This is a genomic window from Chromobacterium paludis (assembly GCF_008275125.1).
Lineage (GTDB): Bacteria > Pseudomonadota > Gammaproteobacteria > Burkholderiales > Chromobacteriaceae > Chromobacterium > Chromobacterium paludis.
The window spans coordinates 3,895,276-3,920,465 of the sequence record NZ_CP043473.1 but is presented as its reverse complement, the minus strand read 5'-3'; the positions used below and the strand labels follow the sequence as shown (position 1 = coordinate 3,920,465).

Annotated in this window: 24 protein-coding genes; 11 read left to right on the top strand and 13 right to left on the bottom strand. The window is 65.6% G+C overall.

The genetic code is table 11. The annotated features are described in order from the left end of the window. The 9 genes from FYK34_RS18550 to gatC form a co-directional block, all read right to left on the bottom strand. Positions 1 to 1,365, bottom strand: coding sequence for a UDP-N-acetylmuramoyl-tripeptide--D-alanyl-D-alanine ligase (locus FYK34_RS18550; RefSeq protein ID WP_149299075.1), 1,365 nt, complete (start codon positions 1,363 to 1,365; stop codon positions 1 to 3). Beyond that, positions 1,362 to 2,843 (bottom strand): UDP-N-acetylmuramoyl-L-alanyl-D-glutamate--2,6-diaminopimelate ligase, encoded by a 1,482-nt coding sequence (locus tag FYK34_RS18545; protein ID WP_149299072.1) that lies wholly within the window; start codon positions 2,841 to 2,843, stop codon positions 1,362 to 1,364. The genes FYK34_RS18550 and FYK34_RS18545 overlap by 4 nt, the downstream gene beginning before the upstream one ends. A 4-nt stretch (positions 2,844 to 2,847) precedes the next feature. After that, on the bottom strand, positions 2,848 to 4,602 hold the full coding sequence (locus tag FYK34_RS18540; RefSeq protein ID WP_149299070.1) for a peptidoglycan D,D-transpeptidase FtsI family protein: 1,755 nt from the start codon (positions 4,600 to 4,602) through the stop codon (positions 2,848 to 2,850). Then, complete coding sequence (gene ftsL / locus FYK34_RS18535; protein WP_149299068.1) at positions 4,602 to 4,874, bottom strand: cell division protein FtsL; 273 nt, start codon at positions 4,872 to 4,874, stop codon at positions 4,602 to 4,604. The genes FYK34_RS18540 and ftsL overlap by 1 nt, the downstream gene beginning before the upstream one ends. Beyond that, positions 4,871 to 5,833 carry a 16S rRNA (cytosine(1402)-N(4))-methyltransferase RsmH gene (gene rsmH / locus FYK34_RS18530; protein WP_149299066.1) on the bottom strand — a complete coding sequence of 321 codons (963 nt, stop codon included), beginning with the start codon at positions 5,831 to 5,833 and terminating at the stop codon, positions 4,871 to 4,873. The genes ftsL and rsmH overlap by 4 nt, the downstream gene beginning before the upstream one ends. After that, complete coding sequence (gene mraZ, locus FYK34_RS18525; protein WP_149299064.1) at positions 5,830 to 6,276, bottom strand: division/cell wall cluster transcriptional repressor MraZ; 447 nt, start codon at positions 6,274 to 6,276, stop codon at positions 5,830 to 5,832. The genes rsmH and mraZ overlap by 4 nt, the downstream gene beginning before the upstream one ends. 398 nt (positions 6,277 to 6,674) lie before the next feature. Then, positions 6,675 to 8,102, bottom strand: coding sequence for an Asp-tRNA(Asn)/Glu-tRNA(Gln) amidotransferase subunit GatB (gatB, locus tag FYK34_RS18520; RefSeq protein ID WP_149299062.1), 1,428 nt, complete (start codon positions 8,100 to 8,102; stop codon positions 6,675 to 6,677). Positions 8,103 to 8,269: 167 nt separating this feature from the next. Then, positions 8,270 to 9,721 (bottom strand): Asp-tRNA(Asn)/Glu-tRNA(Gln) amidotransferase subunit GatA, encoded by a 1,452-nt coding sequence (gene gatA, locus FYK34_RS18515; protein WP_149299060.1) that lies wholly within the window; start codon positions 9,719 to 9,721, stop codon positions 8,270 to 8,272. Between the two features lie 83 nt (positions 9,722 to 9,804). Further along, positions 9,805 to 10,092, bottom strand: a complete 288-nt coding sequence (gene gatC, locus FYK34_RS18510; protein WP_149299058.1) for an Asp-tRNA(Asn)/Glu-tRNA(Gln) amidotransferase subunit GatC — start codon at positions 10,090 to 10,092, stop codon at positions 9,805 to 9,807. Between the two features lie 349 nt (positions 10,093 to 10,441). Here gatC and FYK34_RS18505 point away from each other — a divergent pair, with 349 nt between their 5' ends. The 6 genes from FYK34_RS18505 to FYK34_RS18480 all read left to right on the top strand — a co-directional run bounded on the left by FYK34_RS18505 (position 10,442) and on the right by FYK34_RS18480 (position 17,585). Beyond that, positions 10,442 to 11,485 carry a rod shape-determining protein gene (locus FYK34_RS18505; RefSeq protein WP_043623769.1) on the top strand — a complete coding sequence of 348 codons (1,044 nt, stop codon included), beginning with the start codon at positions 10,442 to 10,444 and terminating at the stop codon, positions 11,483 to 11,485. Between the two features lie 66 nt (positions 11,486 to 11,551). Further along, positions 11,552 to 12,460, top strand: coding sequence for a rod shape-determining protein MreC (gene mreC, locus FYK34_RS18500; protein WP_149299055.1), 909 nt, complete (start codon positions 11,552 to 11,554; stop codon positions 12,458 to 12,460). A 6-nt stretch (positions 12,461 to 12,466) separates the two neighbouring features. After that, the gene (mreD, locus tag FYK34_RS18495; protein ID WP_149299053.1) at positions 12,467 to 12,970 is read left to right on the top strand and encodes a rod shape-determining protein MreD; all 504 of its coding nucleotides are present in this window, start codon (positions 12,467 to 12,469) and stop codon (positions 12,968 to 12,970) included. A 14-nt stretch (positions 12,971 to 12,984) separates the two neighbouring features. Further along, positions 12,985 to 14,925, top strand: a complete 1,941-nt coding sequence (gene mrdA, locus FYK34_RS18490) for a penicillin-binding protein 2 (RefSeq protein ID WP_149299051.1) — start codon at positions 12,985 to 12,987, stop codon at positions 14,923 to 14,925. Next, positions 14,906 to 16,003, top strand: coding sequence for a rod shape-determining protein RodA (rodA, locus tag FYK34_RS18485; protein ID WP_149299049.1), 1,098 nt, complete (start codon positions 14,906 to 14,908; stop codon positions 16,001 to 16,003). Before mrdA ends, rodA begins: the two co-directional genes overlap by 20 nt. Positions 16,004 to 16,142: 139 nt before the next feature. Beyond that, on the top strand, positions 16,143 to 17,585 hold the full coding sequence (locus FYK34_RS18480) for a M16 family metallopeptidase (RefSeq protein ID WP_168209801.1): 1,443 nt from the start codon (positions 16,143 to 16,145) through the stop codon (positions 17,583 to 17,585). Here the strand turns inward: FYK34_RS18480 and dinB are convergent. The 3 genes from dinB to FYK34_RS18465 all read right to left on the bottom strand — a co-directional run bounded on the left by dinB (position 17,572) and on the right by FYK34_RS18465 (position 19,827). Beyond that, positions 17,572 to 18,699 (bottom strand): DNA polymerase IV, encoded by a 1,128-nt coding sequence (gene dinB, locus FYK34_RS18475; protein WP_149299045.1) that lies wholly within the window; start codon positions 18,697 to 18,699, stop codon positions 17,572 to 17,574. The two genes, FYK34_RS18480 and dinB, sit on opposite strands and share 14 nt — an antisense overlap. Before the next feature lie 7 nt (positions 18,700 to 18,706). Next, positions 18,707 to 19,006, bottom strand: coding sequence for a SelT/SelW/SelH family protein (locus FYK34_RS18470; protein ID WP_149299043.1), 300 nt, complete (start codon positions 19,004 to 19,006; stop codon positions 18,707 to 18,709). A 362-nt stretch (positions 19,007 to 19,368) separates the two neighbouring features. Then, the gene (locus FYK34_RS18465; protein WP_149299041.1) at positions 19,369 to 19,827 is read right to left on the bottom strand and encodes a copper chaperone PCu(A)C; all 459 of its coding nucleotides are present in this window, start codon (positions 19,825 to 19,827) and stop codon (positions 19,369 to 19,371) included. Between the two features lie 191 nt (positions 19,828 to 20,018). On the opposite strand from FYK34_RS18465, the gene FYK34_RS18460 reads away from it, so the two are divergent. From FYK34_RS18460 to FYK34_RS18445, 4 genes are all read left to right on the top strand, one after another. Continuing rightward, the gene (locus FYK34_RS18460) at positions 20,019 to 20,666 is read left to right on the top strand and encodes a MarC family NAAT transporter (protein WP_149299039.1); all 648 of its coding nucleotides are present in this window, start codon (positions 20,019 to 20,021) and stop codon (positions 20,664 to 20,666) included. 70 nt (positions 20,667 to 20,736) lie between these two features. After that, positions 20,737 to 21,561 carry a helix-turn-helix domain-containing protein gene (locus FYK34_RS18455; protein ID WP_149299037.1) on the top strand — a complete coding sequence of 275 codons (825 nt, stop codon included), beginning with the start codon at positions 20,737 to 20,739 and terminating at the stop codon, positions 21,559 to 21,561. A 100-nt stretch (positions 21,562 to 21,661) separates the two neighbouring features. Then, positions 21,662 to 22,372 (top strand): AzlC family ABC transporter permease, encoded by a 711-nt coding sequence (locus FYK34_RS18450; RefSeq protein ID WP_149299034.1) that lies wholly within the window; start codon positions 21,662 to 21,664, stop codon positions 22,370 to 22,372. Further along, the gene (locus FYK34_RS18445; RefSeq protein ID WP_149299032.1) at positions 22,369 to 22,692 is read left to right on the top strand and encodes an AzlD domain-containing protein; all 324 of its coding nucleotides are present in this window, start codon (positions 22,369 to 22,371) and stop codon (positions 22,690 to 22,692) included. The genes FYK34_RS18450 and FYK34_RS18445 overlap by 4 nt, the downstream gene beginning before the upstream one ends. 52 nt (positions 22,693 to 22,744) lie before the next feature. Here the strand turns inward: FYK34_RS18445 and FYK34_RS18440 are convergent, their stop codons facing one another. After that, positions 22,745 to 24,115, bottom strand: a complete 1,371-nt coding sequence (locus FYK34_RS18440; RefSeq protein ID WP_149299030.1) for an amino acid permease — start codon at positions 24,113 to 24,115, stop codon at positions 22,745 to 22,747. A gap of 328 nt (positions 24,116 to 24,443) precedes the next feature. On the opposite strand from FYK34_RS18440, the gene FYK34_RS18435 reads away from it, so the two are divergent. Further along, entirely contained in the window at positions 24,444 to 25,154 is a 711-nt protein-coding gene (locus FYK34_RS18435) for a glycine zipper 2TM domain-containing protein (RefSeq protein ID WP_149299028.1), read from the top strand. Positions 25,155 to 25,190: the final 36 nt, after the last annotated feature.

Sequence of the window (25,190 nt, the reverse complement as noted above, 5' to 3'; positions counted from 1 at the left end):
TTATACTCCTTCTTTCTTTGCTTGCATCAGGTGTTCCACCACCCGTTCCATGCGCATGAAGCGCGACCCCTTGACCAGAACGGCGGTACCCGACGCCAGCCGGCTATCCAGGCACTCCAACAGCTCGTCAATCGAATCAAAACCTTGTCCGGCCTCGCCAAACGCCTGCACGGCGCGCCGCGACAGCTCGCCCAGCGCAAACAGCTGCTCGATGCCGCGCGCGCGGGCATGCTCGCCCACCTCGGCGTGCAGTTCCGGCGCGGCTTCGCCTAGCTCGCCGATATCGCCCATCACAAAGCAACGCGGGCCAGGCAGGCCGGCCAGCACATCCAGGCCGGCCTTCATCGAATCCGGGTTGGCGTTGTAGCTGTCGTCTATCACGGTCAAGCCGCGCGGGCTGTGCTTGAGCTGCAGCCGGCCCTTGGCACCGCCGAATGCGGCGAGGCCCTCGGCGATGGCCGCCAGCGGCACGCCCAGCGCCAACGCCATGGCCGCCGCGGCCAGCGCGTTGCGCACGTTGTGCTCGCCGGGCGCCGGCAGCTCGATGGCGATCTCGCCGGCCGGCGAGGTCAACATGAAGCGGCTGGCCAGCGCGGAGGCTTGCACTTCGCGCGCGCCGACGTCCGCCGGACCGGCCAGGCCGAAACGCGACAGGCGATGATGGCCGGCCGCGGCGATAAACACATCCAGATTGGCGTCATCGGCGTTGACCACCGCGACGCCGTCCTCGGCCAGCCCTTCGAAAATTTCCGCCTTGGCCCGCGCCACGTCGGCGGTGGAGCCGAAATGGCCGAAATGGGCGCGCATGGCGTTGTTGACCAGCGCCACCTGCGGCCGGACCAGGCCAGTCAGATAACGCAGCTCGCCGTGATGGTTCATGCCCATCTCGATCACGGCGTAACGGTGCTGCGGCTTCAGCTGCAGCAGGGTCAGCGGCAGGCCGATGTCGTTGTTGAAGTTGCCGGCGGTAGCCAATACGGCCTCGCTGCCGGCATGGGCGCGCAAGATCGCCGCCAGCATCTCCTTGACCGTGGTCTTGCCGTTGGAGCCGGTGACGCCGATGCAAACGGCCGGCTGCGTCTCGCGCCAGCCGGTGGCCAAGCGGCCCAGGGCCAGCCGGGTGTCGTCGCCGGCCGGGATCAGGCTGGCGCCGGCCAGCTCGAAGCCGTCCCGCACCAGCGCGGCCGCGCCTTTGGCCACCACGTCGGCCACGAAAGCGTGGGCGTCGAAACGCTCGCCGGTCAGCGCGACGAACAGGTCGCCCGGCTGCGCCAGGCGGCTGTCGGTGATCACGCGCAGCACTTCGCCGTCGGCGCCGATCAGGCGGCCCTGGGCGAAGGCGGCGGCTTGGCTCAGCGTCATCATGGCTGCGCCCCCCAGGCGGTGAGCGCCTCTTCCGCCACGCGGAAGTCGGAGAACGGACGTTTGACGCCGGCGATGTCCTGGTACTCCTCATGGCCCTTGCCGGCCACCAGCACCACGTCGCCCACGCGGGCCTGGCTCACCGCCCAGTGGATGGCGGCCTCACGGTCGGCTTCCACATGGGCCTTGGCGGCGTCCATGCCGGCCAATACGTCGCGGATGATGGCCTGCGGGTCCTCGCTGCGCGGGTTGTCGCTGGTCAGCACCGCCACGTCGGAATATTTCTGCGCGATGGCGCCCATCATCGGGCGCTTGCCAGGGTCGCGGTCGCCGCCGCAGCCGAATACGCAAAACAGCCTGCCGCCGGTGGGGCGGATTTCAGACAAGGTGGCCAGCGCCTTTTCCAAGGCGTCCGGGGTGTGCGCGTAGTCGATCACCACCAGCGGCTCATGGGTGCCGCCCACGCTCTGCATGCGGCCGCGCGCCGGCTGGATGCGCGCCATCACCGCGGCGGCGTCCTGCAGGCTGACGCCGTTGACGCACAGCGTGGCGAGGCAGGCCAGCAGATTGGCGGCGTTGAAGCGCCCCACCAGGCCGGTGCGCACGTCCACCACGCCCCACGGCGTGGTCACGGTCAGTTGCAGGCCTTCCAGGGTGGCGGCCAGCGCCAGCGGGCGCACATCGCCCTGCTCCAGGCCGTAGGTCACCACCTGGGTGGTTTGCGGGTCGATCTCGGCGGCCAACTGGCGGCCGAAGGCGTCGTCAGCGTTGATGACCGCCTGCTTCAGGCCCTCCCAGAAGAACAGCTTCTTCTTGGAGGCACCGTAGGCTTCCATCGAACCGTGGTAGTCCAGATGGTCGCGCGTCAGATTGGTGAACACCGCGGTGGCGAACTCCACGCCGTTGACGCGGAACTGGTCCAGGCCGTGGCTGGACACTTCCATCGTCACCACATGCGCGCCCTGGCGGCGGTACTCGGCCAGCTTCTGCTGCACCGTCACCGGGTCCGGCGTAGTGTGGGTGGTTTCGGTCAGCTGGCCGTAAAAGCCGTTGCCCACGGTGCCGATCAGCGCCGCCTTCTGGCCCAGCAAGGAAAACGCCTGCGCCAGCCAATGGGAAATGGAGGTCTTGCCGTTGGTGCCGGTGATGCCGACCACGGTCAGGTCGCGCGAGGGCTGGCCCAATACGTGCGCGGCGACGATGCCGGCGCGCTCGCGCAGATTGGGCACCGCCAGATTGGGCGCCTGCCACTCGGCTTTCCAGGCGAAGCCGTCGGCGTCGTCCCACAGCACGGCGGCCGCGCCCTTCTCCAGCGCGGCGGCAATGAAATCGCGGCCGTCGGTGTATTCGCCGCGGCAGGCGAGAAACACATCGCCCGGCAGCACGCGGCGGCTGTCGGCCTCCACCCGCTTGATGGGGAGGCCCAGCTGTTGCAACAAGGCCGGATCCCAGTCCGGCAACGCAGTCAAACGGCTCTTCATGATCTTAGAAATCCGCCGGAACCGGAGTCGATTCCGGCAATAAAGTGTTGTTGGATGGCTCGTCGGGCGGCACGTTCAAGATGCGCAGCGCCCCGCCGGCCACATTGGCGAACACCGGCGCGGATACCGCGCCGCCGTAGTATTTGCCCGCCGAGGGTTCGTCCAGCATCACCGCCACGATCACCTTGGGCGCATGGCCGGGCGCAAAGCCCATGAACAGCGCGCGGTGCTTGTTGGCCACGTAAGTGCGGCCTTCCAGCTTGCGCGCGGTGCCGCTCTTGGCGCCTATGCTGTAGCCGATGATGCGGCCGTTGACGCCGCCGCCGCCGGGCTGGCTGTTGGCGATCAACAGATCGCGCATCTCATGCGCGGTCTTGACGTCGATCACGCGCTTGCCCGGCATCGGGTTATTGGTCTTGTACAGCGAGATGGGCAGCATCACGCCGTCGTTGGCGAAAATGGTGTAGGCGCGCGCCATCTGGATCAGGCTGACCGACACGCCATAGCCGAAGGACATCGTCGCTTGCTCGATGGGCCGCCACTTATGCCAGTCGCGCAGGCGGCCGCTGGCCTCGCCGGGGAAACCGGTGTCCGGCGCGCGGCCAAAACCCAGCGCGTCGTAATGCTTCCAGAACTCCTCCGGCGTGCTCATCAGCGCCAGCTTGCTGGTGCCGACGTTGGACGACTTCTGGATGATGCCCAGGATGTCCAGGCTGGGTTGCGGCGACACGTCGCGCACCACGGCCGGTCCTATCATGTAGCTGTGCGTGTCCAGCACCGTCTTCAGATTGGCCTTGCCGTGCTCCAGCGCCAGCGAGATGGACAGCGGCTTCATGGTGGAACCCGGTTCGAACAGGTCGATCACGCCGCGGTTGCGCATCATCTCCGGCGTCACGCCCACGCGGTTGTTCGGGTTGTACGAGGGATAGTTGGCCAGGGCCAGCAATTCGCCGGTGTGCGCGTCCAGCACCACCACGCTGCCGCCCTTGGCCTTGTTGATTTCCACCGCGTTCTTGATCTCGCGGAAGGCCAGGTACTGGATGCGCTGATCCACCGCCAACGCCAGCTTCTGGCCGTCGCGAGGCGGCTCGATGGCGGCCACGTCCTCGATGATGTGGCCGCGCCTATCCTTCAACACCACGCGGCGGCCGTCATGGCCGGCCAGCATTTTCTCGCGCGCCAGCTCCACGCCTTCCTGGCCTTTGCCGTCCACGCCAGTGAAGCCGATGATGTGGGCGGTGACTTCGCCAGTGGGATAGAAACGGCGATATTCCTGCTGCTTGGCGATGCCGGGAATGCCCAGCGCCATCACCTTGTCCGCCAGCTCCGGGCTGATCTGGCGCTTGATGTAGACGAATTCCTTCTTGCGGTCGGACAGTTTGGCCGACAGTTCTTCCGGCGATAGCTCCAGCAGGTCGGCCAGCTCGCGCAGCTTGGCCGGCGGCACCGGCTCCATGTCGGCCGGACTGGCCCAGATGGTCTGCACCGGGGTGCTGATGGCCAAGGGCTCGCCGTTGCGGTCGGTGATCACGCCGCGGTTGGCTTCCAGCGTCAGCGTGCGACGGAAACGGGCGTCGCCCTGGTTTTGCAGGAAATCCTGCTGCACCAGCTGCAGATACATCGCGCGGCCAACCAAGGCCAAGAACAGCGCAGCCAGCACCAACAGCACGCAGCGCACTCGCGTGCTGGTCATGCGCAGGGCCGGGCTGGCCGACGCCGGACGCTGGCGGACGCTGCTGTAGCTGGAGCCGGCGCGCATCAGATGCCCCCCGCCGAAGTCAGCACCTGGATCTGGCGCGGATCGGGCGTATGCATGCCCAGCCGCGTGGACGCGGCCTTCTCGATCACCGCATGCGCGCCCCAGGTGCTCTGCTCAAGCTGCAACTGGCCGAACTCCACCTCCAGCTGCTGCGCGGACTTGGTTTCCTTCTGCAAGTCGCTGTACAGCTGGCGGGAAACGTGGGTGGACGTGACCACCGACCAGGCAGAGAACACGGCCATCGCCAGCAGCACGGCGTTGAGCTTGTTCATGCGTCTATCTCCCGCCACGGCGCGGCCGTGCGTTCGGCCACGCGCATGATGGCGCTGCGCGCGCGCGGGTTGTCGCGCACTTCCTCATCGCCGGCGCGGATGGCCTTGCCCGTCAGGGAGATAGGCGGCTTGGCCATGTCCTGGGCGCGCACCATGGCCCATTGCGGCAGCTTTTCCTCGCTGCTGACATCGCGCAGGTATTGCTTGACGATGCGGTCCTCCAGCGAATGGAAGCTGATCACGGCCAGGCGCCCGCCCTCATTCAGCAGGCGCGCGGCCTGCGGCAGCACGGACTTCAGCTCGTCCAGCTCGCGGTTCACAAAGATCCGGATCGCTTGGAAGGTGCGCGTAGCCGGGTCTTGACCCGGTTCGCGAGTACGGACGTTTTGCCCAACGAGCACAGCGAGCTCGCGGGTGGTCGTGATGGGGTTTTCCCCCCGTTGCGCAACAATGGCTGCTGCGATCTTGCGAGCAAACCGCTCTTCACCATAAGTCTTGATGACCTCTCTGATATCGGCCTCGTCGGCCGTTGCCAACCACTCGGCGGCAGTCATGCCGCGCGTGGTGTCCATGCGCATGTCCAGCGGCGCGTCGAAACGGAAGCTGAAGCCGCGGCTGGCGTCGTCGATCTGCGGCGAGGACACGCCCAGATCCATCAGCACGCCGTCGACCCGGCTCACGCCGAGGCGGGCCAGCTCGGCCGACAGCGTCTCGAAACCGTTGTGGACGATGTTGAAACGGGCATCGTCGGCCGCCAATTGCTCGGCGACGGCGATGGCTTGCGGGTCCTTGTCGAAGGCGATCAGCCGGCCGCTGGGGCCCAGCTTCGACAGGATCAGGCGGCTGTGGCCTCCGCGACCGAAGGTGCAGTCGACGTAGACGCCATCCTCACGGATGGCGAGCGCATCGACCGCTTCGGTCAGCAGTACCGTGCGGTGCACGAAGTCGGGGGTGCTCACAGCGTGAAATCTCCAAGGTGTTGGGCCAAATCGGCTTGGTCTATGGCCAGCGCGTCAGCGGTCTGGCTGTCCCATTCCTCGGCATTCCACAGTTCGAAGCGGTTGCCCATGCCTACCAGGGCAACGTCCTTGTCCAGCGCGGTCAGTTCGCGCAGGCGGGCCGGCAACAGGATGCGGCCGGCGGCGTCCATCTCCAGGGTCTCGGCGTGGCCGAGCACCAGTCTTTGATAGCGTTTCAGGGTGGGATTGCCGGTGGGAAGGGCCAGCAGACGAGCCTCGACCGGGCGCCAGTTGGGTTCTGGGTAGATCAGCAGATGGTCCTGGGATTCGAGGGTAACGATGAGCTTATGGCCGAAAGCGGACAGCAGCGTCTCGCGGTGTCTGGCCGGAATAGCCAAACGCCCCTTGCTATCGAGAGACAAGATGCTGACGCCACCAATCATGATTTGAAGAATCCGCTGACCAAAGAAAACGGAGCCGTCGCTCCGGAGGGGCACTCACCCCACTTTCACCCACTTTACCCCACTTTTCGCCACTATAAGAAAGAACCGCCCCACGGTCAACATCGGGAATCCCTAATTCGCCTTTTGCGACAATGACTTACGGGAAGCGTTGAAAATGGAATCTGAAACAAATCAGTGACTTAAAATCACCTGTAAAAGTGGGACGTGAAGATTGGAAATGGAAAGAGATGCAACAAAGCGGAAACAATCACGCACTGAAGTAATTGACGCAGCAGTCTCTTCAAGAAAAGAAACAATCTTGCTGCGCCAATTTTATTGACTGTATTTAAAAAACAACACGGCGGCTATAAGCGCCGCCGTGTTGCTTCCCGCCAAACTCAAGCCAGCTTCTGACGCAGAATATCCTGCACCTGAGCCGGATTGGCCTTGCCCTTGGACGCCTTCATCACCTGGCCGGCCAAGGCATTCAGCGCTTTTTCCTTGCCGGCGCGGAATTCCTCCACCGCCTTGGGGTTGGCGGCGATGGCTTCTTCCACCATCTTCTCGATGGCGCCGACGTCGGACACCTGCTTCAGGCCGTCGCGCTCGATGATGGCGTCGGCGGACAAGTCGCTGTCCCACAGCGCGTCGAACACTTGCTTGGCCAGCTTGCTGGACAGGGTATTGTCGGCGATGCGCGCGATCAGGCCGGACAAGCGCTCCACCGAGATCGGGCAGTCGGCGATGTCCTTGCCGTCGCGGTTCAGGCGCGCGGCGATCTCGCCGTTGATCCAGTTGGCGGCCAGCTTGCCCTGGCCGGAGGCCTTGGCGACGGCTTCGAAATACTCCGCCTGTTTGAGGCTGGAGGTCAGCAGCGCCGCGTCGTAGGCCGACACGCCGTAAGCTTCCACGAAGCGGGCCTGCATCGCGCCCGGCAGCTCCGGCATTTCGCCCCGGATGCGGGCGATCTGCTCGTCGGAGATGCGCACCGGCAGCAGGTCCGGGTCCGGGAAGTAACGGTAGTCGTGCGCGTCTTCCTTGCTGCGCATCATGCGGGTTTCGCCGGTGTCCGGATCGAACAGCACGGTGGCTTGCTGCACCTTGCCGCCGTCTTCCAGCGTGTCGATCTGCCACTGGATTTCGTACTTGGCGGCCTGCTCCAGGAAGCGGAAGGAGTTGAGGTTCTTGATCTCGCGGCGGGTGCCGAATGCCTGCTGGCCTTCCGGGCGCACCGACACATTGACGTCCATGCGGAAGCTGCCTTCCTGCATATTGCCATCGCAGATGCCCAGCCAGGTCACCAAGGTGTACAGCGCCTTGACGTAGGCCAGCGCCTCGTCGACCGAGCGCATGTCCGGCTCGGACACCACTTCCAAGAGCGGCGTGCCGGCGCGGTTCAGGTCGATGCCGGACAGGCCCTGGAAGTCTTCATGCAGGCTCTTGCCGGCGTCTTCTTCCATGTGGGCGCGGGTCACGCCGATGACTTTTTCCTGATCGCCGACCAGGATTTTCAGCTTGCCGTGCTCGACGATGGGCAGGTCCATCTGGCTGATCTGATAACCCTTGGGGAGATCGGGATAGAAGTAGTTCTTGCGCGCGAACACATTCTTCTGGTTGATCTTGGCGTCCAGCGCCAGGCCCAGGCGGATCGCCTTGTCCACCACGGCGCGGTTCAGCACCGGCAGCACGCCGGGCAGCGCCAGCTCCACCGCGGAAGCCTGGGTGTTCGGCTCCGCGCCGAAGGCGGTGCTGGAGCCGGAGAAAATCTTGGAGGCGGTATTGAGCTGCACGTGCACCTCGATACCGATTACGACTTCCCATTTCATGGTCGGAAAATCCTTATTCATGCCAGAACGCAAGCTCAGCCGCATTCTTGGAAACGTAAATCTTAGCCTGCGCGCGAGCGGCGCGGAGACAAGGCGGGCGCGCGCAGACAGTACATTGAGTACGGCAAGCGCGCCCAACGCCGTATCCGCGTCGCGCAGCCGCTGGCTTACAGCGCGGGCGCCTTGGCGTGCCAGTCAGTCGCCTGCTGGAACTGATGCGCCACGTTCAGCATCTTCGCTTCGGCAAAGTAGTCGCCGATGATCTGCAGGCCGATCGGGCGGCCGTTGGCGGCGAAACCGGCCGGCACGCTCATGCCGGGCAGGCCAGCCAGGTTGACCGACAAGGTATAGATGTCGGACAGATACATCTGCACCGGATCGGACGACAGCTGGCCCAGGTCGAAGGCGGCGGTCGGCGCCACCGGCCCCAGGATCACGTCGCACTGCTGGAAGGCGGCCTTGAAGTCGTTGGCGATCAGGCGGCGGATCTTCTGCGCCTTGATGTAGTAGGCGTCGTAGTAACCGTGGCTCAGCACATAGCTGCCCACCAGGATGCGGCGCTTGACCTCGTCGCCGAAGCCTTCGGCGCGGGTCTTTTCGTACATCTCCACCAGGTCCTTGTACTCCTTGGCGCGGTGGCCGTAGCGGACGCCGTCGTAGCGGGACAGGTTGGTGGAGGCTTCGGCCGGGGCGATCACGTAATAAGCCGGGATGGACAGCTCGGTGTTGGGCAGGCTGATTTCCACCGCCTCGGCGCCCAGCTTCTTCAGCTCGGCCACCGCGCTGTCCACCGCGCGCGCCACGTCGGCGTCCAGGCCGGCGGCGAAGTATTCCTTGGGCAGGCCCACCTTCAGGCCAGCCAGCGACTGGTTCAGATCGCGCGTGTAGTCTTCCTTGGCGCGCTCCAGGCTGGTGGAGTCGCGTTCGTCGAAGCCGGCCATCACGTTCAGCATCAGCGCGCAGTCTTCGGCGGTTTGGGCGATCGGGCCGCCCTGGTCCAGCGAGGAAGCGAAGGCCACCATGCCGTAGCGCGACACCGCGCCATAGGTCGGCTTGATGCCGGTGACGCCGCAATGGCTGGCCGGCTGGCGGATGGAGCCGCCGGTGTCGGTGGCGGTGGCCACCGGCGCCAGGCGCGCGGCCACGGCGGCGGCGGAACCGCCCGAGCTGCCGCCCGGAATGGCGTTCAGGTCCCACGGGTTCTTCACCGCGCCGTAGAACGAGTTCTCATTGGACGAGCCCATGGCGAATTCGTCCATATTGGCGCGGCCCAGCGTCACCATGCCGGCGGCGGCGCACTGCTCCACCACGTGGGCGCTGTACGGCGAGACGAAGTTGTCCAGCATCTTGGAGCCGCAGCTGGTCTTCCAGCCTTGCTGGCAGAACAGATCCTTGTGCACCAGCGGCACGCCGGTCAGCGCGTGGGCGGCGCCGGCGGCGAGGCGCGCGTCGGCGGCCTTCGCCTCGGCCAGCGTCTTTTCACGGTCCACGCTGATCAGCGCGTTCAGTTGCGGGTTCAGCGCCTCGATGCGCTCCAGATACTGGCTGGCCAGTTCCACGCTGGAAACCTGCTTGGCTGCCAGCTGCTGCGACAATTGCTTGAGAGTGGCTTGTGTCATTTCGATCAAAATCTTGCTATTGGGATAGTCGGGCCCGATCGGCGACATGGCGGGAACCATTGGCGCCGGGACGGCTCACAGGCTTACTCGATCACTTTGGGAACGAGGAACAGGCCCTTTTCCACTTGCGGGGCGACCGCCTGGAAGCGCTCGCGCTGATTGCTTTCGGTGACCACGTCGTCGCGCAGGCGCAAGGACACATCCTGCGGGTGGGCCATGGGCTCGATGCCGTCGGTATCCACCTCCTGCATCTTCTCGATCAGGCCGAAAATACTGTTGAGCTTGTCCGCCGTGGCGGCGATTTCCGCCTCGCTCACCTCGATGCGGGCGAGCTTGGCGATCCGTGCGACATCCTGGTGCGTCAGCGACATGGCTTCCTCGTTAAAACCTTTAATATTTCAAGCTTTATAGGGTATCATACCCCGTTTGATTCTCCCAAGATCGACATCGCGCCACGACGCATGCCGCGGGCCTTTTCCGCCGCGGGAAAGCAGCGCTCGGGGCGCGGCAAACGCAGGCCCGCTCACGCCGCCCGGGACGTCCGGACAAGCACCGCGCAAGGCCAGCCGAACGGGCGCACACTCCGCCCGACTGACGAAGCCGAACGCAGTGGTTTCATGTCACGCCAAGGGGGCTGACGCATGGGCCGACAACAGATGAACTGGATTAACCGAACGCCCCGCGCGTTCGCCACTGACGAAAACTGACCAGGACCGCCCAATGTTTCGTTCGCTGACCGGATACTTCTCCAACGACCTCGCCATCGACCTCGGCACCGCCAACACCCTGATTTACATGCGCAGCAAGGGCATCGTGCTGGACGAGCCTTCGGTCGTCGCCATTCACAGCGACGCGCCCACCAACAAGAAATCCATCCTGGCCGTGGGCCTGGAAGCCAAGCGCATGCTGGGCCGCACCCCGGGCAGCATCCAGGCCATCCGCCCGATGAAGGACGGCGTGATCGCCGACTTCACCGTGACCGAGCAGATGCTGAAGCAGTTCATCAAGAAGGTGAACCCCAACCGCTTCTTCGCCGCCAGCCCGCGCATCGTGATCTGCGTGCCCTGCGGCTCCACCCAGGTGGAACGCAAGGCCATCCGCGACTCCGCCCTGGCCGCGGGCGCGCGCCGCGTCGAACTGATCGAAGAACCGATGGCCGCCGCGATCGGCGCCGGCCTGCCGGTGGAAGAGCCGACCGGCTCCATGGTGGTGGACATCGGCGGCGGCACCACCGAAGTGGGCGTGATCTCGCTGGGCGGCGTGGTGTACAGCAACAGCGTGCGCGTGGGCGGCGACAAGTTCGACGAAGCCATCATCAACTACATCCGCCGCAACTACGGCATGCTGATCGGCGAAACCACCGCCGAGGAAATCAAGAAGACCATCGGCTCCGCCTTCCCCGGCGCCGAAGTGCGCGAAATGGAGGTCAAGGGCCGCAATCTGGCCGAAGGCATTCCGCGCGCCTTCACCGTGTCCTCCAACGAAATCCTGGAAGCGCTGACCGAGCCCTTGAACCAGATCGTGTCCGCCGTGAAGATCGCGCTGGAGCAGACCCCGCCGGAACTGGGCGCCGACATCGCCGAGAAGGGCATGGTGCTGACCGGCGGCGGCGCGCTGCTGAAGGACATCGACCGTCTGCTGGCCGAAGAAACCGGCCTGCCGGTGTTCGTGGCCGAAGAACCGCTGACCTGCGTGGTGCGCGGCTCCGGCAAGGCGCTGGAGAAAATGGACAAGATCGGCACCATTTTCACCAACGTGCCCTAAACTTCCAGCAAATACACCGATTAAGCGAGCGAACGCCGCGCCGTCAAGGCGCGGCGACCTGTGCCCATGGATTTCGCCAACACCCCCAGCTTTTTCCGCTCCGGGCCGCCGCCGGCTGCGCGCCTGGCCATCAGCGTGGCCGCGTCCCTCGCGCTGCTGATTGGCGACAGCCGCTACGGTTTGATGGAGCAAGCGCGCGAAGCGCTGTCTCTGGCGCTGTACCCGGTGCAGCGCGCCGTCAACCTGCCGGCCCAGGCCATGCGCCACGTCGGCGACTACCTGACCTCGCAAACCGAGCTGAAACAGGAAAACACGGCGCTGCGCGAACGCCAGCTGCAGATGACGGCCCAACTGGGCCGGCTGCAGTCGCTGGAGCGCGAGCTGAACGAACTGCGCCAGCTGAACGCCATCCGCGCCCAGCGCGACGACGCGGCGCAGATCGCCGAGACGCTGTACACCGGGCGCGACCCCTTCTCGTACAAGATCATCATCGACAAGGGCGCCGACGCCAAGCTGCAGCCGGGCCAGCCGGTGGTGGACGCGCGCGGCCTGCTGGGCCAGATCACCCGCGTGCAGCCCCTGACCGCGGAAGTCACGCTGATCATAGACAAGAACCAGATGGTGCCGGTGATGCTGGAGCGCACCGGCGAGCGCGCCATCCTGTACGGCTATGGCGGCGGCGTGGAGCTGCGCTATCTGCCGCAGAGTTCCGACGTGAAGGAAAACGACAAGGTGGTGACGTCCGGCCTGGACGGCGTCTACCCGGAAGGCATCCCGGTGGCCATGGTGACCCGCGTGGAGCACAACGCCGGCGCCGCCTTCACCCGCATCAACACCGTGCCGCTGGCCGGCGTGCAGCAAACCCGCTACGTGCTGGCGCTGCAGGCCAAGCCGATGCCGGCGCGTCCGGCCGACCCTACGCCGCCGCCGGAGAAAAAGACCAAGGGCGGCAGACAGTCCGCCAACGAGGAGTAAGCCGTCATGTCGTTGGACCGACCCAAGGAACTGCTCAAGCCGGTCAAGCGCCGCTTCATCTTCCTGACTTTCGTCATCGCCGTACTGGTTGAGCTGGTGCCGCTGCCGCACGGCAGCACGCGCTGGCTGCCGGACTTCATCGGCCTGTTGATCCTGTATTGGGTGATCAACCAGCCGCGCCGCGTCAGCATAGGCGTGGCCTTCCTGATGGGCATCATCGCCGACGTCTCCACCGCCGGACTGTTCGGCCAGCACGCGCTGGCCTATTCGGTCACCGCCTTTCTCGCCCTGTCCCGCCAGCGCCAGCTGGTGATGTTCAATCTGGGGCAGCAGGCGCTGGTGGTGCTGGGCCTGATGACGCTGAACCAGTTCATCATGGTGGTGGTGCGCATGCTGACCGGGTCCGCCTTCGTCGGCTGGAGCTACTTCCTGCCGCCGCTGGTCGGCGCGCTGCTGTGGCCGCTGTTGACCAAGCTGATGCTGATTCCCTACCGCCACCATTCGGCATGAGACCCGACTGATCCATGCGCCGCCCGACCCGCTTCAAGAACCCGCAGAACGACGAGGAACAGTTCGAGCTGCGGCTGATCATCGCCTACGCGCTGATCATCGTGATGTTTCTCACCCTGCTGGCCCGCTTCGTCTGGCTGCAGGTGCTGCAGCATGACCACTTCTCCACCCTGGCGCAGAACAACCGCATCTCGCTGGTGCCCATTCTGCCCAATCGCGGCCTGATCGTGGACCGCAACGGCGTGGTGCTGGCGCAAAACTATTCGGCCTACACGCTGGAGCTGACCCCGAGCAAGACACCGGACCTGGACGCCACCATCGCCAAGCTCAAGACCCTGGCCGATGTCACCCCGCGCGACGAAAAGCTGTTCAAAAAACTGCTGGCGGAAAGCAAGAACTTCGAGGCGGTGCCGCTGAAAGTGAAGCTCAGCGACGAGGAAGCCGCCCGCGTGGCCGCCCACGCCTATGAGCTGCCCGGCGTCGAGGTCAAGGCGCGGCTGTTCCGCGATTATCCCTTCAAGGAAATGACCAGCCATGTGCTGGGCTATATCGGCCGCATCAACCAGAAAGACAAAGAGCGGCTGGATGAAGAAGACAAGACCACCAATTACAAGGGCAGCAACTACATCGGCAAGACCGGCCTGGAAGCCGTGTACGAAGACGATCTGCACGGCCAGGTCGGTTTCGAGGAGGTGGAGACCGACTCCGGCGGACGCGCGGTGCGCACGCTGCGCCGCACGCCGCCGGTCAACGGCAACACGCTGAAGCTGGCGCTGGACATCCGGCTGCAGGAAATGGCGGACAAACTGTTCGGCCAGCGCCGCGGCGCGCTGGTGGCGATAGACCCGGCCACCGGCGGCGTGCTGGCCTTTTTGTCCAAGCCCGGCTTCGATCCCAGCCTGTTCATAGACGGCATCGACAGCCAGACCTGGAAAGACCTCAACGAGGACTGGCAGAAACCGCTGGTCAACCGCGCCCTGCGCGGCACCTACCCGCCCGGCTCCACTTTCAAGCCCTTCATGGCGATGGCGGCGCTGGTCACGCACAGCATAGGCATGCACGACATCCGCCCGGCGCCCGGCTATTTCACCCTGCCCGGCTCCAGCCACCAGTTCCGCGACAGCAAGAAGCAGGGCAACGGCATGGTCAATCTGCAACGCGCCATCACCGTGTCCAGCGACACTTTCTTCTACAAGCTGGCCTGGGACATGGGCATAGACAAGATCTACCCGGTGGTCGGCTCCTTCGGCCTGGGCAGCAAGACCGGCATCGACCTGGACGGCGAGGCCAGCGGCGTGCTGCCGTCCAAGGAGTGGAAAGCCAGGCGCTTCGCCCGCTACAAACCGGAAGTGCGGCGCTGGTATCCGGCCGACGTGGTCAGCGTGGGCATCGGCCAGGGCTTCAACGCCTACACCCCGCTGCAGATGGCCAACGCCACCGCCATCATGGCCAATAACGGCGAGGCCTTCAAACCGCACCTGGTGCAGCAGATCGTCAATTCCAAGACCGGCGAGAGCCGGCTGATCGAGCCCAAGCCGGAGAAGCAGCTGCCGTATCCGCAGGAATACTTCGACTACATCAAGGAAGGCATGCGCGGCGTGATGATTTCCGGCACCGGCGCGCGCGTCGGCGTCGGCCTGCAGTATTCCATGGCCGGCAAGACCGGCACCGCCCAGGTGGTGGCGATCAAGCAGGGCGCCAAGTACAACGCCTCGGCGCTGGCCGAGCAATACCGCGACCACAGCTGGTTCATCGCCTTCGCGCCGGTGGAGAAACCCAAGATCGCCGTGGCCATCATCGTGGAAAACGCAGGCTTCGGCGCCGCCGCCGCCGCCCCCATCGCGCGCGGCCTGTTCGACTTCTACCTGCTGGGCAAGGTGCCCAAGGACATGGACGGCCTGCTGAAGACCGTGCCGCAGGAAAACGGAGACGCAAGTGAAAACGCCGCTCATTAGCCGCATCTGGCAGCAGGTCAAGGAGCCGCTGGACGGCTGGCTGATGCTGTTCCTGGGCCTGCTGTTCGGGGTCAGCATGGTGCTGCTCTACTCCGCCAACAACCAGTCCTTCGACAAGATAGACAATAAGCTGGTCTACACCGCGCTGGCGCTGACCATCATGTGGCTGATCGCGCGCATGCGGCCGCAAAGCGTGATGAACTTCGCGCCGCCCATCTACGTGCTGGGCGTATTGCTGCTGATCGCCGTCCACTTCAAGGGCATCACCGTCAACGGCTCCACCCGCTGGCTGAGCCTGGGCGTCACCCGCATCCAGCCTTCGGAAATCCTGAAGATCGCGCTGCCGATGATGCTGGCCTGGTTCTTCCAGAAGAACGAACTGACGCTGCGCTGGTGGCACTATCTGGTGGCCGCCGCGCTGGTGCTGGTGCCGGTGGCCCTGGTGCTGAAGCAGCCGGACCTTGGCACCGCGCTATTGATCGCCGCCGCCGGCTTCTTCGTGCTGTTCTTCGCCGGCCTACCGTGGAAAGTCATCTTCAGCGGCCTGGCCCTGTTCGCCGCCAGCCTGCCCCTGGTGTGGAACCATCTGCACGACTACCAGCGCAAGCGCGTGCTGACCCTGATCGACCCCACCACCGACCCGCTGGGCACCGGCTACCACATCATCCAGTCCATGATCGCCATCGGCTCCGGCGGCCCCTGGGGCAAGGGCTGGCTGCACGGCACCCAGACCCACCTCGACTACATCCCGGAGCGGACGACGGACTTCATTTTCGCCGTGTATTCCGAGGAATTCGGCCTGATCGGCAATATCGTGCTGCTGATCCTGTACCTGCTGATCCTGAGCCGCGCCATGATGATCACCGCCAGCGCGCAAACGCTGTACGGCCGGCTGATGGCCGGCTCCATCACCATGTCCTTCTTCGTCTACGCCTTCGTCAACATGGGCATGGTGTCCGGCATCCTGCCCGTAGTGGGCGTGCCGCTGCCCTTCATGTCCTATGGCGGCACCGCCACGGTGACCCTGTTCATCGGCATGGGCATGCTGATGGGCATCAGCAATCTGCGTCGGCTGTAGCGGCACAGGCCTGTCAATGACAATTCGATACGTAGATTTTTCTCTGTAAGGTTCTATCATTTGTGGTTTCGCGGCAATTCCGTCCGCGCAGAATGGATCAGAACACAGCGGCCGCCGCCGGATGGCCGCGGAGAAAACCATGCGCTTACCTGCCTTGGGCCTGCTGCTGGCCCTGTCGCTGGGCGCGGCGCCGCCCAGCCAGGCCGCCGCCGATGCCGGCGCGCCGGAGGCCCGCGCCGAAGCTGCCATCCCGGCGCCCGGCGAGAACTTCGACCCCAGCCCCGCCAATATCGAACGCCGCACCGAAAGACTGGCCCTGGCCAACGGCGCCCGCCTGGCCTTGCTGCCGAAAAGCACGCGCGGCCATACCGTCAACGGCTACTTCAGCTTTGTGTTCGGCGATGCCGAGCAACTGGCGGGGCAAGGCCAGATCGCCCGCCTGACCGCCGCCATGCTGAACCAGGGCGTGGCGGGACTGGACCGCACCACGCTGGCCCATAGGCTGGGCCAGCTGCAATCGTCGCTGCACATCAGCGGCAGCGGCCAGGAAGTGCGCGTCGGCTTCGCCAGCCAACGCGACACTCTGCCCGCGTTGCTGGACCTGATCGCCGCCCAGCTGCAACGCCCCAGCTTCCCCCCCGAAGCGTTTGAGCGCCTGCGGCAACAGCGCCGCGCCGAGCTGGAAAATCAGCGCCGCAACCCCCAGGCGGTGGCCGCCCAAACCCTGGCCCATCGCATGAACCGTTACGGCCCCGGCGACATCCGCTACATCCCCACGCTGGACGAGGAGCTGGCCAGCCTGCGCCAGGTCAAGCTGGCGCAGTTGCGGCGTTTTCATCAGCGCTTCTACGGCGCTGACCACGCCAGATTGGTCGTGGTCGGCGATTTCGACGCCGCAGCCGTGCGGCGCCAGCTGAGCCGGCAGTACGGCGCGTGGCGCAGTTCTGCCCGCTATCGTCCCTTGGCGCCGCGCCTGCAGGACAAGCCTGCCGGCGTGCAGGCGCTGCGGCTGGCCTCAGCCGGCGGCAGCGCCTACTTGGCGGCGCAGCCGCTGGTCCTGCGCGACACGGCGGAAGACTACCCGGCCTTGTTGCTGGCCAACCAGATCCTGGGCGGCGAGAGCCGGTCCAGGCTGTTCCAGCGCGCGCATCAGACGCAAGACGCGGCGGAAGGCATACGCAGCACGCTGCGCGCGGACAGCGCGCAAAACGCCGGCCTGTGGCGGGTGGCGATTGCCGGCGCTCCGCGCGACCTGACGGAGTGGCAGGCAGGGCTGGACGAGGCCATGCGGCGCCTGCTCGAAGAGGGCGTAAGCGAGCTGGAAGTCGCCGCGGCCAAGCACGCCCTGCTACAAGACGCGCAGCTGGCGCGCGCGCAGGACGACACGCTCAGTCTGGAGCTAAACCGTCAGCTGGCGGAAGGCCGGACCATGGACTTTGTTGAAAAGCTGGAAAACAGGATACGGCAGGCCTCGGTGGCGCAAGTCAACGCCGCGCTGCGCCGCCACCTGCGTCCACGCGCCTGGAGCGCGGTCTATGCCGGCGTCGCTTTGCCCGCGCGGCCTCTGCTCAGCCAGAACTGAGCGTCGACGGGGCGGCGACCTCCGCCACGCTATCCGGCAACGGCCGCCCGTCGCGGCCGAACAAGCGCAGCTGACGCGGCAAATCATGCTCGTCCGCCAGCTTGACCCCCACGCCCAATAGCCGCACCGGCCGCGCGCCGCGCGCGAAGCCGGTGCGCAGCAGCTGGCCGAAGGCCGCCATGCCCAGCACTTGGCCCGGCTGTTCCACCGTGGTCTGGCTGAAGTCGTCGAACTTCAGTTTGACCGACAGGCCCTTGAATTCCGGATTGCCGTTGCGCGCCAGCCGCGCCTGCAGCCGCTCGGCCAGCTCCGGCAGCTTGGACAAACAGGCCTGCAGGTCGGGCAGGTCCTGGGCATAGGTCTCTTCCACGCTGATGGTCTTGCGGCTGCGGTCAGTGGACACCGGCCGTTCGTCCACGCCGTGCGCCATCGCCAGCAATTGCTCGCCGAAGCGGCCGAAATGCCGGAACAGGTCGGCCGCCGTCCAGCGCCTCAGATCGCCGCAGCTGTGTATGCCCAGCTTGTGCAAGCGCTCCGCCGTCACCCGGCCCACGCCATGCACCTTCTCTACCGGCAGCGCCGCGACGAAGGCGTCCACGTCGCGCGGCCGCACCAGGTACTGGCCGTCCGGCTTGTTCCAGTCGCTGGCCACCTTGGCCAGGAATTTATTGGGGGCGATGCCGGCCGAGGCGGTAATGCCCACCTCCTCGCGGATCTGCCGTCGTATCGCCTCCGCCATCAAGGTGGCGCTGCCCTGCTCGTGCGGCTGGCCGGTGACATCCAGATACGCCTCGTCCAGCGACAGCGGCTCGATCACCTCGGTGTAGCGTTGGTAGATGGCCATGATCTGCTGGCTGGCCAGCCGGTAGCGTCCCATGTCCGGCGGCAGGATCACCAGCTCCGGGCAGAGCCGCAGCGCGCGCGCCGACGACATCGCCGAATGCACGCCGTAGCGGCGGGCGATGTAGTTGCAGGTGGCCACCACGCCGCGCGTCTCCGGCCTGCCGCCCACCGCCAGCGCCAGCTCGCGCAGGCTGGGGTCGTCGCGCATCTCGATGGCGGCGTAGAAACAGTCGCAGTCGACGTGGATGATTTTGCGCTGCGCGGCGTTCATCGCGGCCTCAGGGACGATCGCTATGTCCCAGCGGCTTGTCGGGCGCGATGCGGTCGCGCAGCCGCTGCTTGAGGATTTTCAGCTCGGGAAAGCCATCATCGGCCTTGCGGTCCCACAGCGGCTCGCCGTCCACCTCGACGCGGAACACGCCGCCGCTGCCAGGACGCAAAGCCACTTCGGACAATTCCTTCTCGAAAGTGGTCAGCAGTTCCTGGGCCAGCCAGCCGGCGCGCAGCAGCCAGCGGCAACCGGTGCAGTAATGGATGACGACGCGGGGAAGCGGATAGGAAACAGGAAAATCGGACATGGAAGCGAAATGATGAGGCAAAAGCACAGCATAACGCAGAAAAATAGCGCCGGCCCCCTGTCTTTATATGTTTTCGGGCGCTAGGCGCCCGCTCCTCCATCCTTTGTATTGGCAGACTTGGCGCAAACCAGTTTCGGGAGCCGGCGGCCGGGGATGACGTCTTGTTCAATGCTCGTTGCTTGATTGAGTGTGCCCAGTCATCCGCGCGCTGTAAAGCCTGTTCGGAGCGCTGAATTCAATGCTGCAAAGCAATATGTAACTTTGACGCAACGATATACCATAGCCATAAAAAACAACAGCTTGCCCTTGTGAAAGGCAAGCTGCCGCATGAGCAGGCCGAATCCGGCCGGCGCATCGCCTCGTCAGTGGCTATGCGCGTCGGCCGCGCCGTCCTGCACCACCACATCCACCGTCACGCTGCCGGCCTTCTCGAACTTCAGCGTCAGCGGAAAATGATCGCCGGCTTTCAGCGGCTGCTTCAAGCCCATCAGCATCACATGGTAGCTGCCCGGCGCGAACTTGACGGTCTTGCCCGGCGCCAGCTCCACGCCGCCTTCCACTTTGCGCATGCGCATCACGCCGTTGTCGTTGATGTGGGTGTGCAGCTCGGCGCTGTCGGCGCGCGGCGTGCTGGCGGACAGCAGCTTGTCCTCCGCCTTGCCCTGGTTCTCCAGCGACAAGTAGACGCCGCCGGTCGCGCTGGCGGCGGGCATGGCGCGGCTCCACGGGTGGCCGATGTGGATGGAGCCGAGTTGGAAGGAGTGGGCGGCGGCCAGGCCGGACAGACACAGGCCCAGCAGGGCGGCGGCAAAACGTTTCATCGCGGACTCCAGCGAAGCAATATGGGGCTGTCACTCTAGCACGCCGCGCCAAGCGCGCCCCGCGACAAAATGTCGCAGCCGTTCCCGCGCCGCCACACCTTTTCATGCCGGCGTTTTAAAGCGCGGCCCGCGGCTACCCGCGCGCCGCGCAACGTTCTACAATTTGCGGGCTTCACCATCGGCCTCGCATCATGCTCAAAACCCTGTCGCTGCAATTCCTGTTTGGCGGTCTGCTCAGCCTGATCACCATCACCAATCCCTTGTCCAAGATTCCGCTATTCATCACGCTGACCCGCGAAATGAGCGACGGCCGGCGCAATTCGCAAGCCCGGCGCGCCTGCGTCTTCGCCGCCGCCATCATGGTGGTGAGCCTGCTGGCGGGCAATCTGATCATGGCCGCCTTCGGCATCTCCTACGGCGCGCTGCGCATCGCCGGCGGCTTCGTGGTATCGGTGCTGGGCTACCGCATGCTGTTCCTGTCGCAAGACCCGGGCCAGGCGCCCAAGCAGGCCGGCGAACGCGAGGACTACGCCTTCTTCCCGCTGGCCATGCCCGGCATCAGCGGCCCCGGCACCATCGCCGTGGTGATAGGCATTTCCACCGAGATCGCCGAACTGACCACCCTGCCGGCCAAGGCCATCGCCTTCTTCATGACCTTTTCCGCCATCGGCCTGACCTGCGCCGGCATGTGGCTGACGCTGAAGTCGTCCCTGCTGATCTCGGAACGGCTGGGCCGCGGCGGACGCGAGGTGATGACGCGGCTGATGGGCTTTTTGCTGATCTGCATCGGCGTGCAATTCGTCGGCTCCGGCATCCGCACCTTCATGGCCGGCTCCTAAGCCTGTCCTCGTCGCGCACAAGACGCGGCGCTTCTGCCACAATGGACGGATCGCCACCGCCATCCGTCCCATGCCCGCCACTGAACGCTCCGACCTGTTCCGCGCCGACGATCTCGGCCGGCTGGAATGCCTGGACGCCCAGTACGCCGAGCGGGTGTTCCCGCCGCACTTCCACGAAGAATACGTCGTCAACACGCTGACCCTGGGCGCGCAGGCCTACCGCCATCGTGGCGGCACCCACCTCGCCGGCGTCGGCGCGCTGGTGCTGATCAATCCGGGCGAGGTCCACACCGGCGAAACCGCCCACGAGGCCGGCTGGGCCTACCGCGGCTTCTATCCTTCCGCCGAGATGATGCAGGCGCTGGCAGCCGACCTTGGCGGCGACACGCATGCCCGCCCCTTTTTCCGCGACACCGTCGTCGTCGATCCCGCCCTGGCCTGCCGGCTGGACCAATTGCACCGGCTGCTGCGCGACGAGGCCGACCCGCTGCTGCGCGAAACCATGCTGGCCGCGGTGTTCGGCGAGGTGCTGATGCGCCACATGAACCTGCGGCCGCAAGAGCAGGCCGCGGCGCCCTGCGCGGTGGAAAGAGCGCGCCAGATGCTGGCCGACGAGCCGTCCTCCACGCTGTCGCTGCAGCAATTGGCGCAGGCGGTGGGCTTGTCGCCGTGGCAGCTGTGCCGCCAGTTCAAGCAGCTGACCGGCCTGCCGCCGGTGGCCTGGCGCAACCAGCTGCGCGTGGCGCGCGCGCGCCGCCTGCTGGCCTCCGGCCTGGCGCCCGGCGCGGTGGCGCTGGAGCTGGGCTTCGCCGACCAGCCCCATCTGACCCGCGCCTTCCAGCAAGCGCTGGGCGTCACGCCGGCAGCCTATCAACGGGCGATGGGCGCGCGCTGAGCGGCGCTGCAAAATCGTTCAAGACAAGACCGGTCGGCCGTCCCATCATCAAAGCCAGCGAGCCGATGTCCGGCTCCGCCGCCACGCAGGACGCAAGACTATGCCCCACCCCGCTCCCCGCCGCCGCTGGCTGCTGGACGGCGCGCGCGACACCATTCCGATGATGGTGGGCGCCGCGCCGTTCGGCGTGATCTTCGGCACCCTGGCCGTGGCCGCTGGCCTGCCGCCGGCCGCCGCCGCCGCCATGTCGCTGCTGGTCTTCGCCGGCTCCTCGCAATTCATCGCCGTCAGTCTGGTTTCGGCCGGCGCGGCGCTGCCGGTGATCTGGCTGACCACCTTCGTCGTCAACCTGCGCCACGCCTTGTACAGCGCCACCCTGCTGCCGTATGCGCGCAGCTGGCCGGCCGCCTGGCGCTGGCCGCTGTCATTCTGGCTCACCGACGAGACCTTCGCCGTGGTGGAGCACCGCTTCCGCCAGGGCGAGGCGGCTGGCGGCCAGTGGTATTGGCTGGGCTCTTCCGTCGCCATGTACGGCAATTGGCAGCTGTGGACGCTGGTCGGCATCGGCTTGGGCCGCTCGGTGCCCGGCCTGGCGCGGCTGGGCCTGGATTTCGCCATGGTGGCCACCTTCGCCGCCATCGTCGCGCCGCAATTGAAAAAGCGGCCGACGCTGGCCGCCGCGGCCACGGCCGGCGCGGTCGCGCTCGCCGCGCGCGGCCTGCCCTACAAGCTGGACCTGATGCTGGCCGCGCTGGCCGGCGTCGCCGCCGGCATGTTGACCGAAACAATGCAGAAAAGGAGCCAGCCATGAATGGATGGCAATACGGCGCGTTGATCGCCGGCATGCTGCTCGCCACCTTGTCGATGCGCGCGAGTTTTCTGATTTTCGGCCAAAAACTGGCCTTCCCGGCCTGGCTCAACCGCGCCCTGCACTATGTGCCGGCCGCCGTGCTGTCCGCCCTGGTGCTGCCGATGGCGCTGGCCCCGGCCGGCCATATCGACCTGTCCTGGCGCAACGCCTATCTGGTCGGCGCCGTGGTCGCCATCGCCGTGGCCTGGAAAAACGGCAGGACGCTGCTCGCCATCGTGGTCAGCTTCGCCGTCTACGGCGCGCTGCGCTGGCTGGCCTAAACAAAAAAAGGCCGCCCACACGGGCGGCCTCAGGCTTTGCGTCGCATCGCGCTCAGGCGTTTTCGCTCGCCAGCCGCGCCTTGCCGGCCTCCGGCTTCTTCAGGCGATAGCCCAGCCACAACAGGCCCAGCCAGATCGGCAGCGCATAAACCGACACGTCCATGCCCGGCGTGAACAGCATGATGCCCAGAATCATCAGCATGAAGGCCAGGCAGACCCAGTTGGACACCGGATGCCAGATGGACGGGAACACCAGCTTCTGGCCGGCCTTGGCGCGGCGGAACTTCAGGTGGGTCAAGCTGATCATGGCCCAGTTGGTCACCAGCGCGGCCACCACCAACGACATCAGCAGGCCCAACGCCTCGCCCGGCAGCACGTAGTTCAGGATCACGCAGGCGAAAGTGGCCAACGCGGAGAACAGCGTGGCGTAGACCGGCACGCCGCGCGTGTCCAGCTTGCCCAGCGCGCGCGGCGCGTTGCCCTGCTTGGCCAGGCTGAACAGCATGCGGCTGGTGGCGTAGACGCAGCTGTTGTACACCGACAGCGCGGCGGTCAGCACCACGAAGTTCAGCGCGTGCGCGGTGAAACCGGCGCCGATCTGCTCGAAAATCATCACGAAGGGGCTGCCGCCGGCCGCCACCTTGTTCCAAGGGTACAAGGACAGCAGCACCACCAGCGAACCGATGTAGAAGATCAGGATGCGGTAGATCACCTGGTTGACAGCTTTGGGAATCGTCCGCTGCGGATCGTCCGCCTCGGCCGCGGTCATGCCTATCAGCTCCAGGCCGCCGAAGGAGAACATGATCACCGCCATCATCATGAACAGGCCGGTGAAACCATGCGGAAAGAAGCCGCCGTCGTTCCACAGATTGCTGAACGAGGCCTGCGGACCGCCAGTGCCCGTCAGTAGCAGGTAGCCGCCGAAGGCGATCATGCCGATCACCGCCGCCACCTTGATCAGCGCGAACCAGAACTCGGTCTCGCCATACGATTTGACGTTGGCCAGATTGATGCCGTTGATGCAGACGAAGCACACCAGCGCGGTGAGCCAGGTGGGCACGTGCGGCCACCAGTACTGCACGTAAGCGCCCACCGCCGTCAATTCGGCCATGCTGACCAGCACGTACAGCACCCAGTAGTTCCAGCCGGACAGGAAACCGGCGAAGTTGCCCCAGTAACGATAGGCGAAATGGCTGAACGAGCCGGCCACCGGCTCTTCGGCCACCATCTCGCCCAATTGGCGCATGATCAGGAAGGCGATGAAACCGGCGATGGCGTAGCCGAGAATCATGGACGGGCCGGCGGACTTCAGCACGCTGGCCGAGCCGAGGAACAGGCCGGTGCCGACGGCGCCGCCCAGCGCGATCAGCTGGATATGGCGGTTTTTCAGCTGGCGCTGCAAACCAGGTTGGACTTCGCTCACGGTATCGTTCTCCTTGTGGGACTGGCGGGTGCAATGCCCATCTAACCATCGCGGGGCAGATGCGTCAAACGGCTGGATACAATATATATGCCAAAAATATGATAAAGGGTTTAGATTTGGAAATTAAAATCCACTTAATATGCATTTTTTTGACATATATTGCCAATATTTTCGCACTTCGCTGCAAACTGCCCAGCGCCGCGGCCATCCCCGCCGCTAACGTTCCGTTACCTGCGGTGACATTTGGCGAACACAGTTCCGGCAACTGAGCGCCTATGATCCGGGTCGAAGCCATATGTGACGACCGCGTCACCCCAGGGAGAGAACAATGAAACAATCCGTACTGATCGCCAGCGTGCTAGGCGGCGGCATCGCGCTCGGCGCCGTCGGCGTGGCCGGCATCCAGGCCTTGAAACCGTCCAAGCCGGAAATCGCCGCAACGGCCGTCGCCAGCGCCCCCTTGGCCCAGGCTTCCGCGCCGGCGGCGCAAGCGCTGCCGCCCAGCGCCGCCTCCTCCGCCATCGTCCAGGCTGCGCCGCAAGCCGCCACGGCAGCGGCCCCTGTCGCCCCCGTGGCGCCCAAACCCGCGCCCAAACCGCAACACGCCACGCATGCAAAGATCCTGGCCGTCACGCCGATCAAGGAAACGGTCAGCGAACCGAAACAGGTTTGCCATCAGGAACAGGTGGCGCACCAGGCGCCGGTGCAGGACCAAAACCGCGTCGCCGGCTCCGTGATAGGCGGGGTGGTGGGCGGCCTGCTGGGCAACCAAGTCGGCGGCGGCAACGGCAAGAAGGTGGCCACCGTGCTCGGCGCCTTGGCGGGCGGCCTGGCCGGCAACAAGGTGCAGGAGGGCATGCAGCAGCGCGATCAGGTGACCAGCACCCAGACCATCTGCAATACCGAGAACGTGGACAAGGAAAAAGTGGTGGGCTACGACGTGCGCTACTCGCTGGACGGCAAGACCGGCACCGTGCGCATGGACGAGAAACCGCAGGGCAAAACGCTGCCGGCCAAGGACGGCAAGCTGCGGATCTAAGCGCCAGACGCTCCCATGAAAAAGGCCCGGTTGCCC

Excerpts from the sequence above, each read along its gene's own strand:
- FYK34_RS18550 (WP_149299075.1), bottom strand. The coding sequence starts at position 1,365 with ATGATGACGCTGAGCCAAGCCGCCGCCTTCGCCCAGGGCCGCCTGATC.
- FYK34_RS18545 (WP_149299072.1), bottom strand. The coding sequence starts at position 2,843 with ATGAAGAGCCGTTTGACTGCGTTGCCGGACTGGGATCCGGCCTTGTTG.
- FYK34_RS18540 (WP_149299070.1), bottom strand. The coding sequence starts at position 4,602 with ATGCGCGCCGGCTCCAGCTACAGCAGCGTCCGCCAGCGTCCGGCGTCG.
- ftsL (WP_149299068.1), bottom strand. The coding sequence starts at position 4,874 with ATGAACAAGCTCAACGCCGTGCTGCTGGCGATGGCCGTGTTCTCTGCC.
- mraZ (WP_149299064.1), bottom strand. The coding sequence starts at position 6,276 with ATGATTGGTGGCGTCAGCATCTTGTCTCTCGATAGCAAGGGGCGTTTG.
- gatB (WP_149299062.1), bottom strand. The coding sequence starts at position 8,102 with ATGAAATGGGAAGTCGTAATCGGTATCGAGGTGCACGTGCAGCTCAAT.
- gatA (WP_149299060.1), bottom strand. The coding sequence starts at position 9,721 with ATGACACAAGCCACTCTCAAGCAATTGTCGCAGCAGCTGGCAGCCAAG.
- gatC (WP_149299058.1), bottom strand. The coding sequence starts at position 10,092 with ATGTCGCTGACGCACCAGGATGTCGCACGGATCGCCAAGCTCGCCCGC.
- FYK34_RS18505 (WP_043623769.1), top strand. The coding sequence starts at position 10,442 with ATGTTTCGTTCGCTGACCGGATACTTCTCCAACGACCTCGCCATCGAC.
- mreC (WP_149299055.1), top strand. The coding sequence starts at position 11,552 with ATGGATTTCGCCAACACCCCCAGCTTTTTCCGCTCCGGGCCGCCGCCG.
- mreD (WP_149299053.1), top strand. The coding sequence starts at position 12,467 with ATGTCGTTGGACCGACCCAAGGAACTGCTCAAGCCGGTCAAGCGCCGC.
- mrdA (WP_149299051.1), top strand. The coding sequence starts at position 12,985 with ATGCGCCGCCCGACCCGCTTCAAGAACCCGCAGAACGACGAGGAACAG.
- FYK34_RS18480 (WP_168209801.1), top strand. The coding sequence starts at position 16,143 with ATGCGCTTACCTGCCTTGGGCCTGCTGCTGGCCCTGTCGCTGGGCGCG.
- dinB (WP_149299045.1), bottom strand. The coding sequence starts at position 18,699 with ATGAACGCCGCGCAGCGCAAAATCATCCACGTCGACTGCGACTGTTTC.
- FYK34_RS18470 (WP_149299043.1), bottom strand. The coding sequence starts at position 19,006 with ATGTCCGATTTTCCTGTTTCCTATCCGCTTCCCCGCGTCGTCATCCAT.
- FYK34_RS18465 (WP_149299041.1), bottom strand. The coding sequence starts at position 19,827 with ATGAAACGTTTTGCCGCCGCCCTGCTGGGCCTGTGTCTGTCCGGCCTG.
- FYK34_RS18460 (WP_149299039.1), top strand. The coding sequence starts at position 20,019 with ATGCTCAAAACCCTGTCGCTGCAATTCCTGTTTGGCGGTCTGCTCAGC.
- FYK34_RS18455 (WP_149299037.1), top strand. The coding sequence starts at position 20,737 with ATGCCCGCCACTGAACGCTCCGACCTGTTCCGCGCCGACGATCTCGGC.
- FYK34_RS18450 (WP_149299034.1), top strand. The coding sequence starts at position 21,662 with ATGCCCCACCCCGCTCCCCGCCGCCGCTGGCTGCTGGACGGCGCGCGC.
- FYK34_RS18445 (WP_149299032.1), top strand. The coding sequence starts at position 22,369 with ATGAATGGATGGCAATACGGCGCGTTGATCGCCGGCATGCTGCTCGCC.
- FYK34_RS18435 (WP_149299028.1), top strand. The coding sequence starts at position 24,444 with ATGAAACAATCCGTACTGATCGCCAGCGTGCTAGGCGGCGGCATCGCG.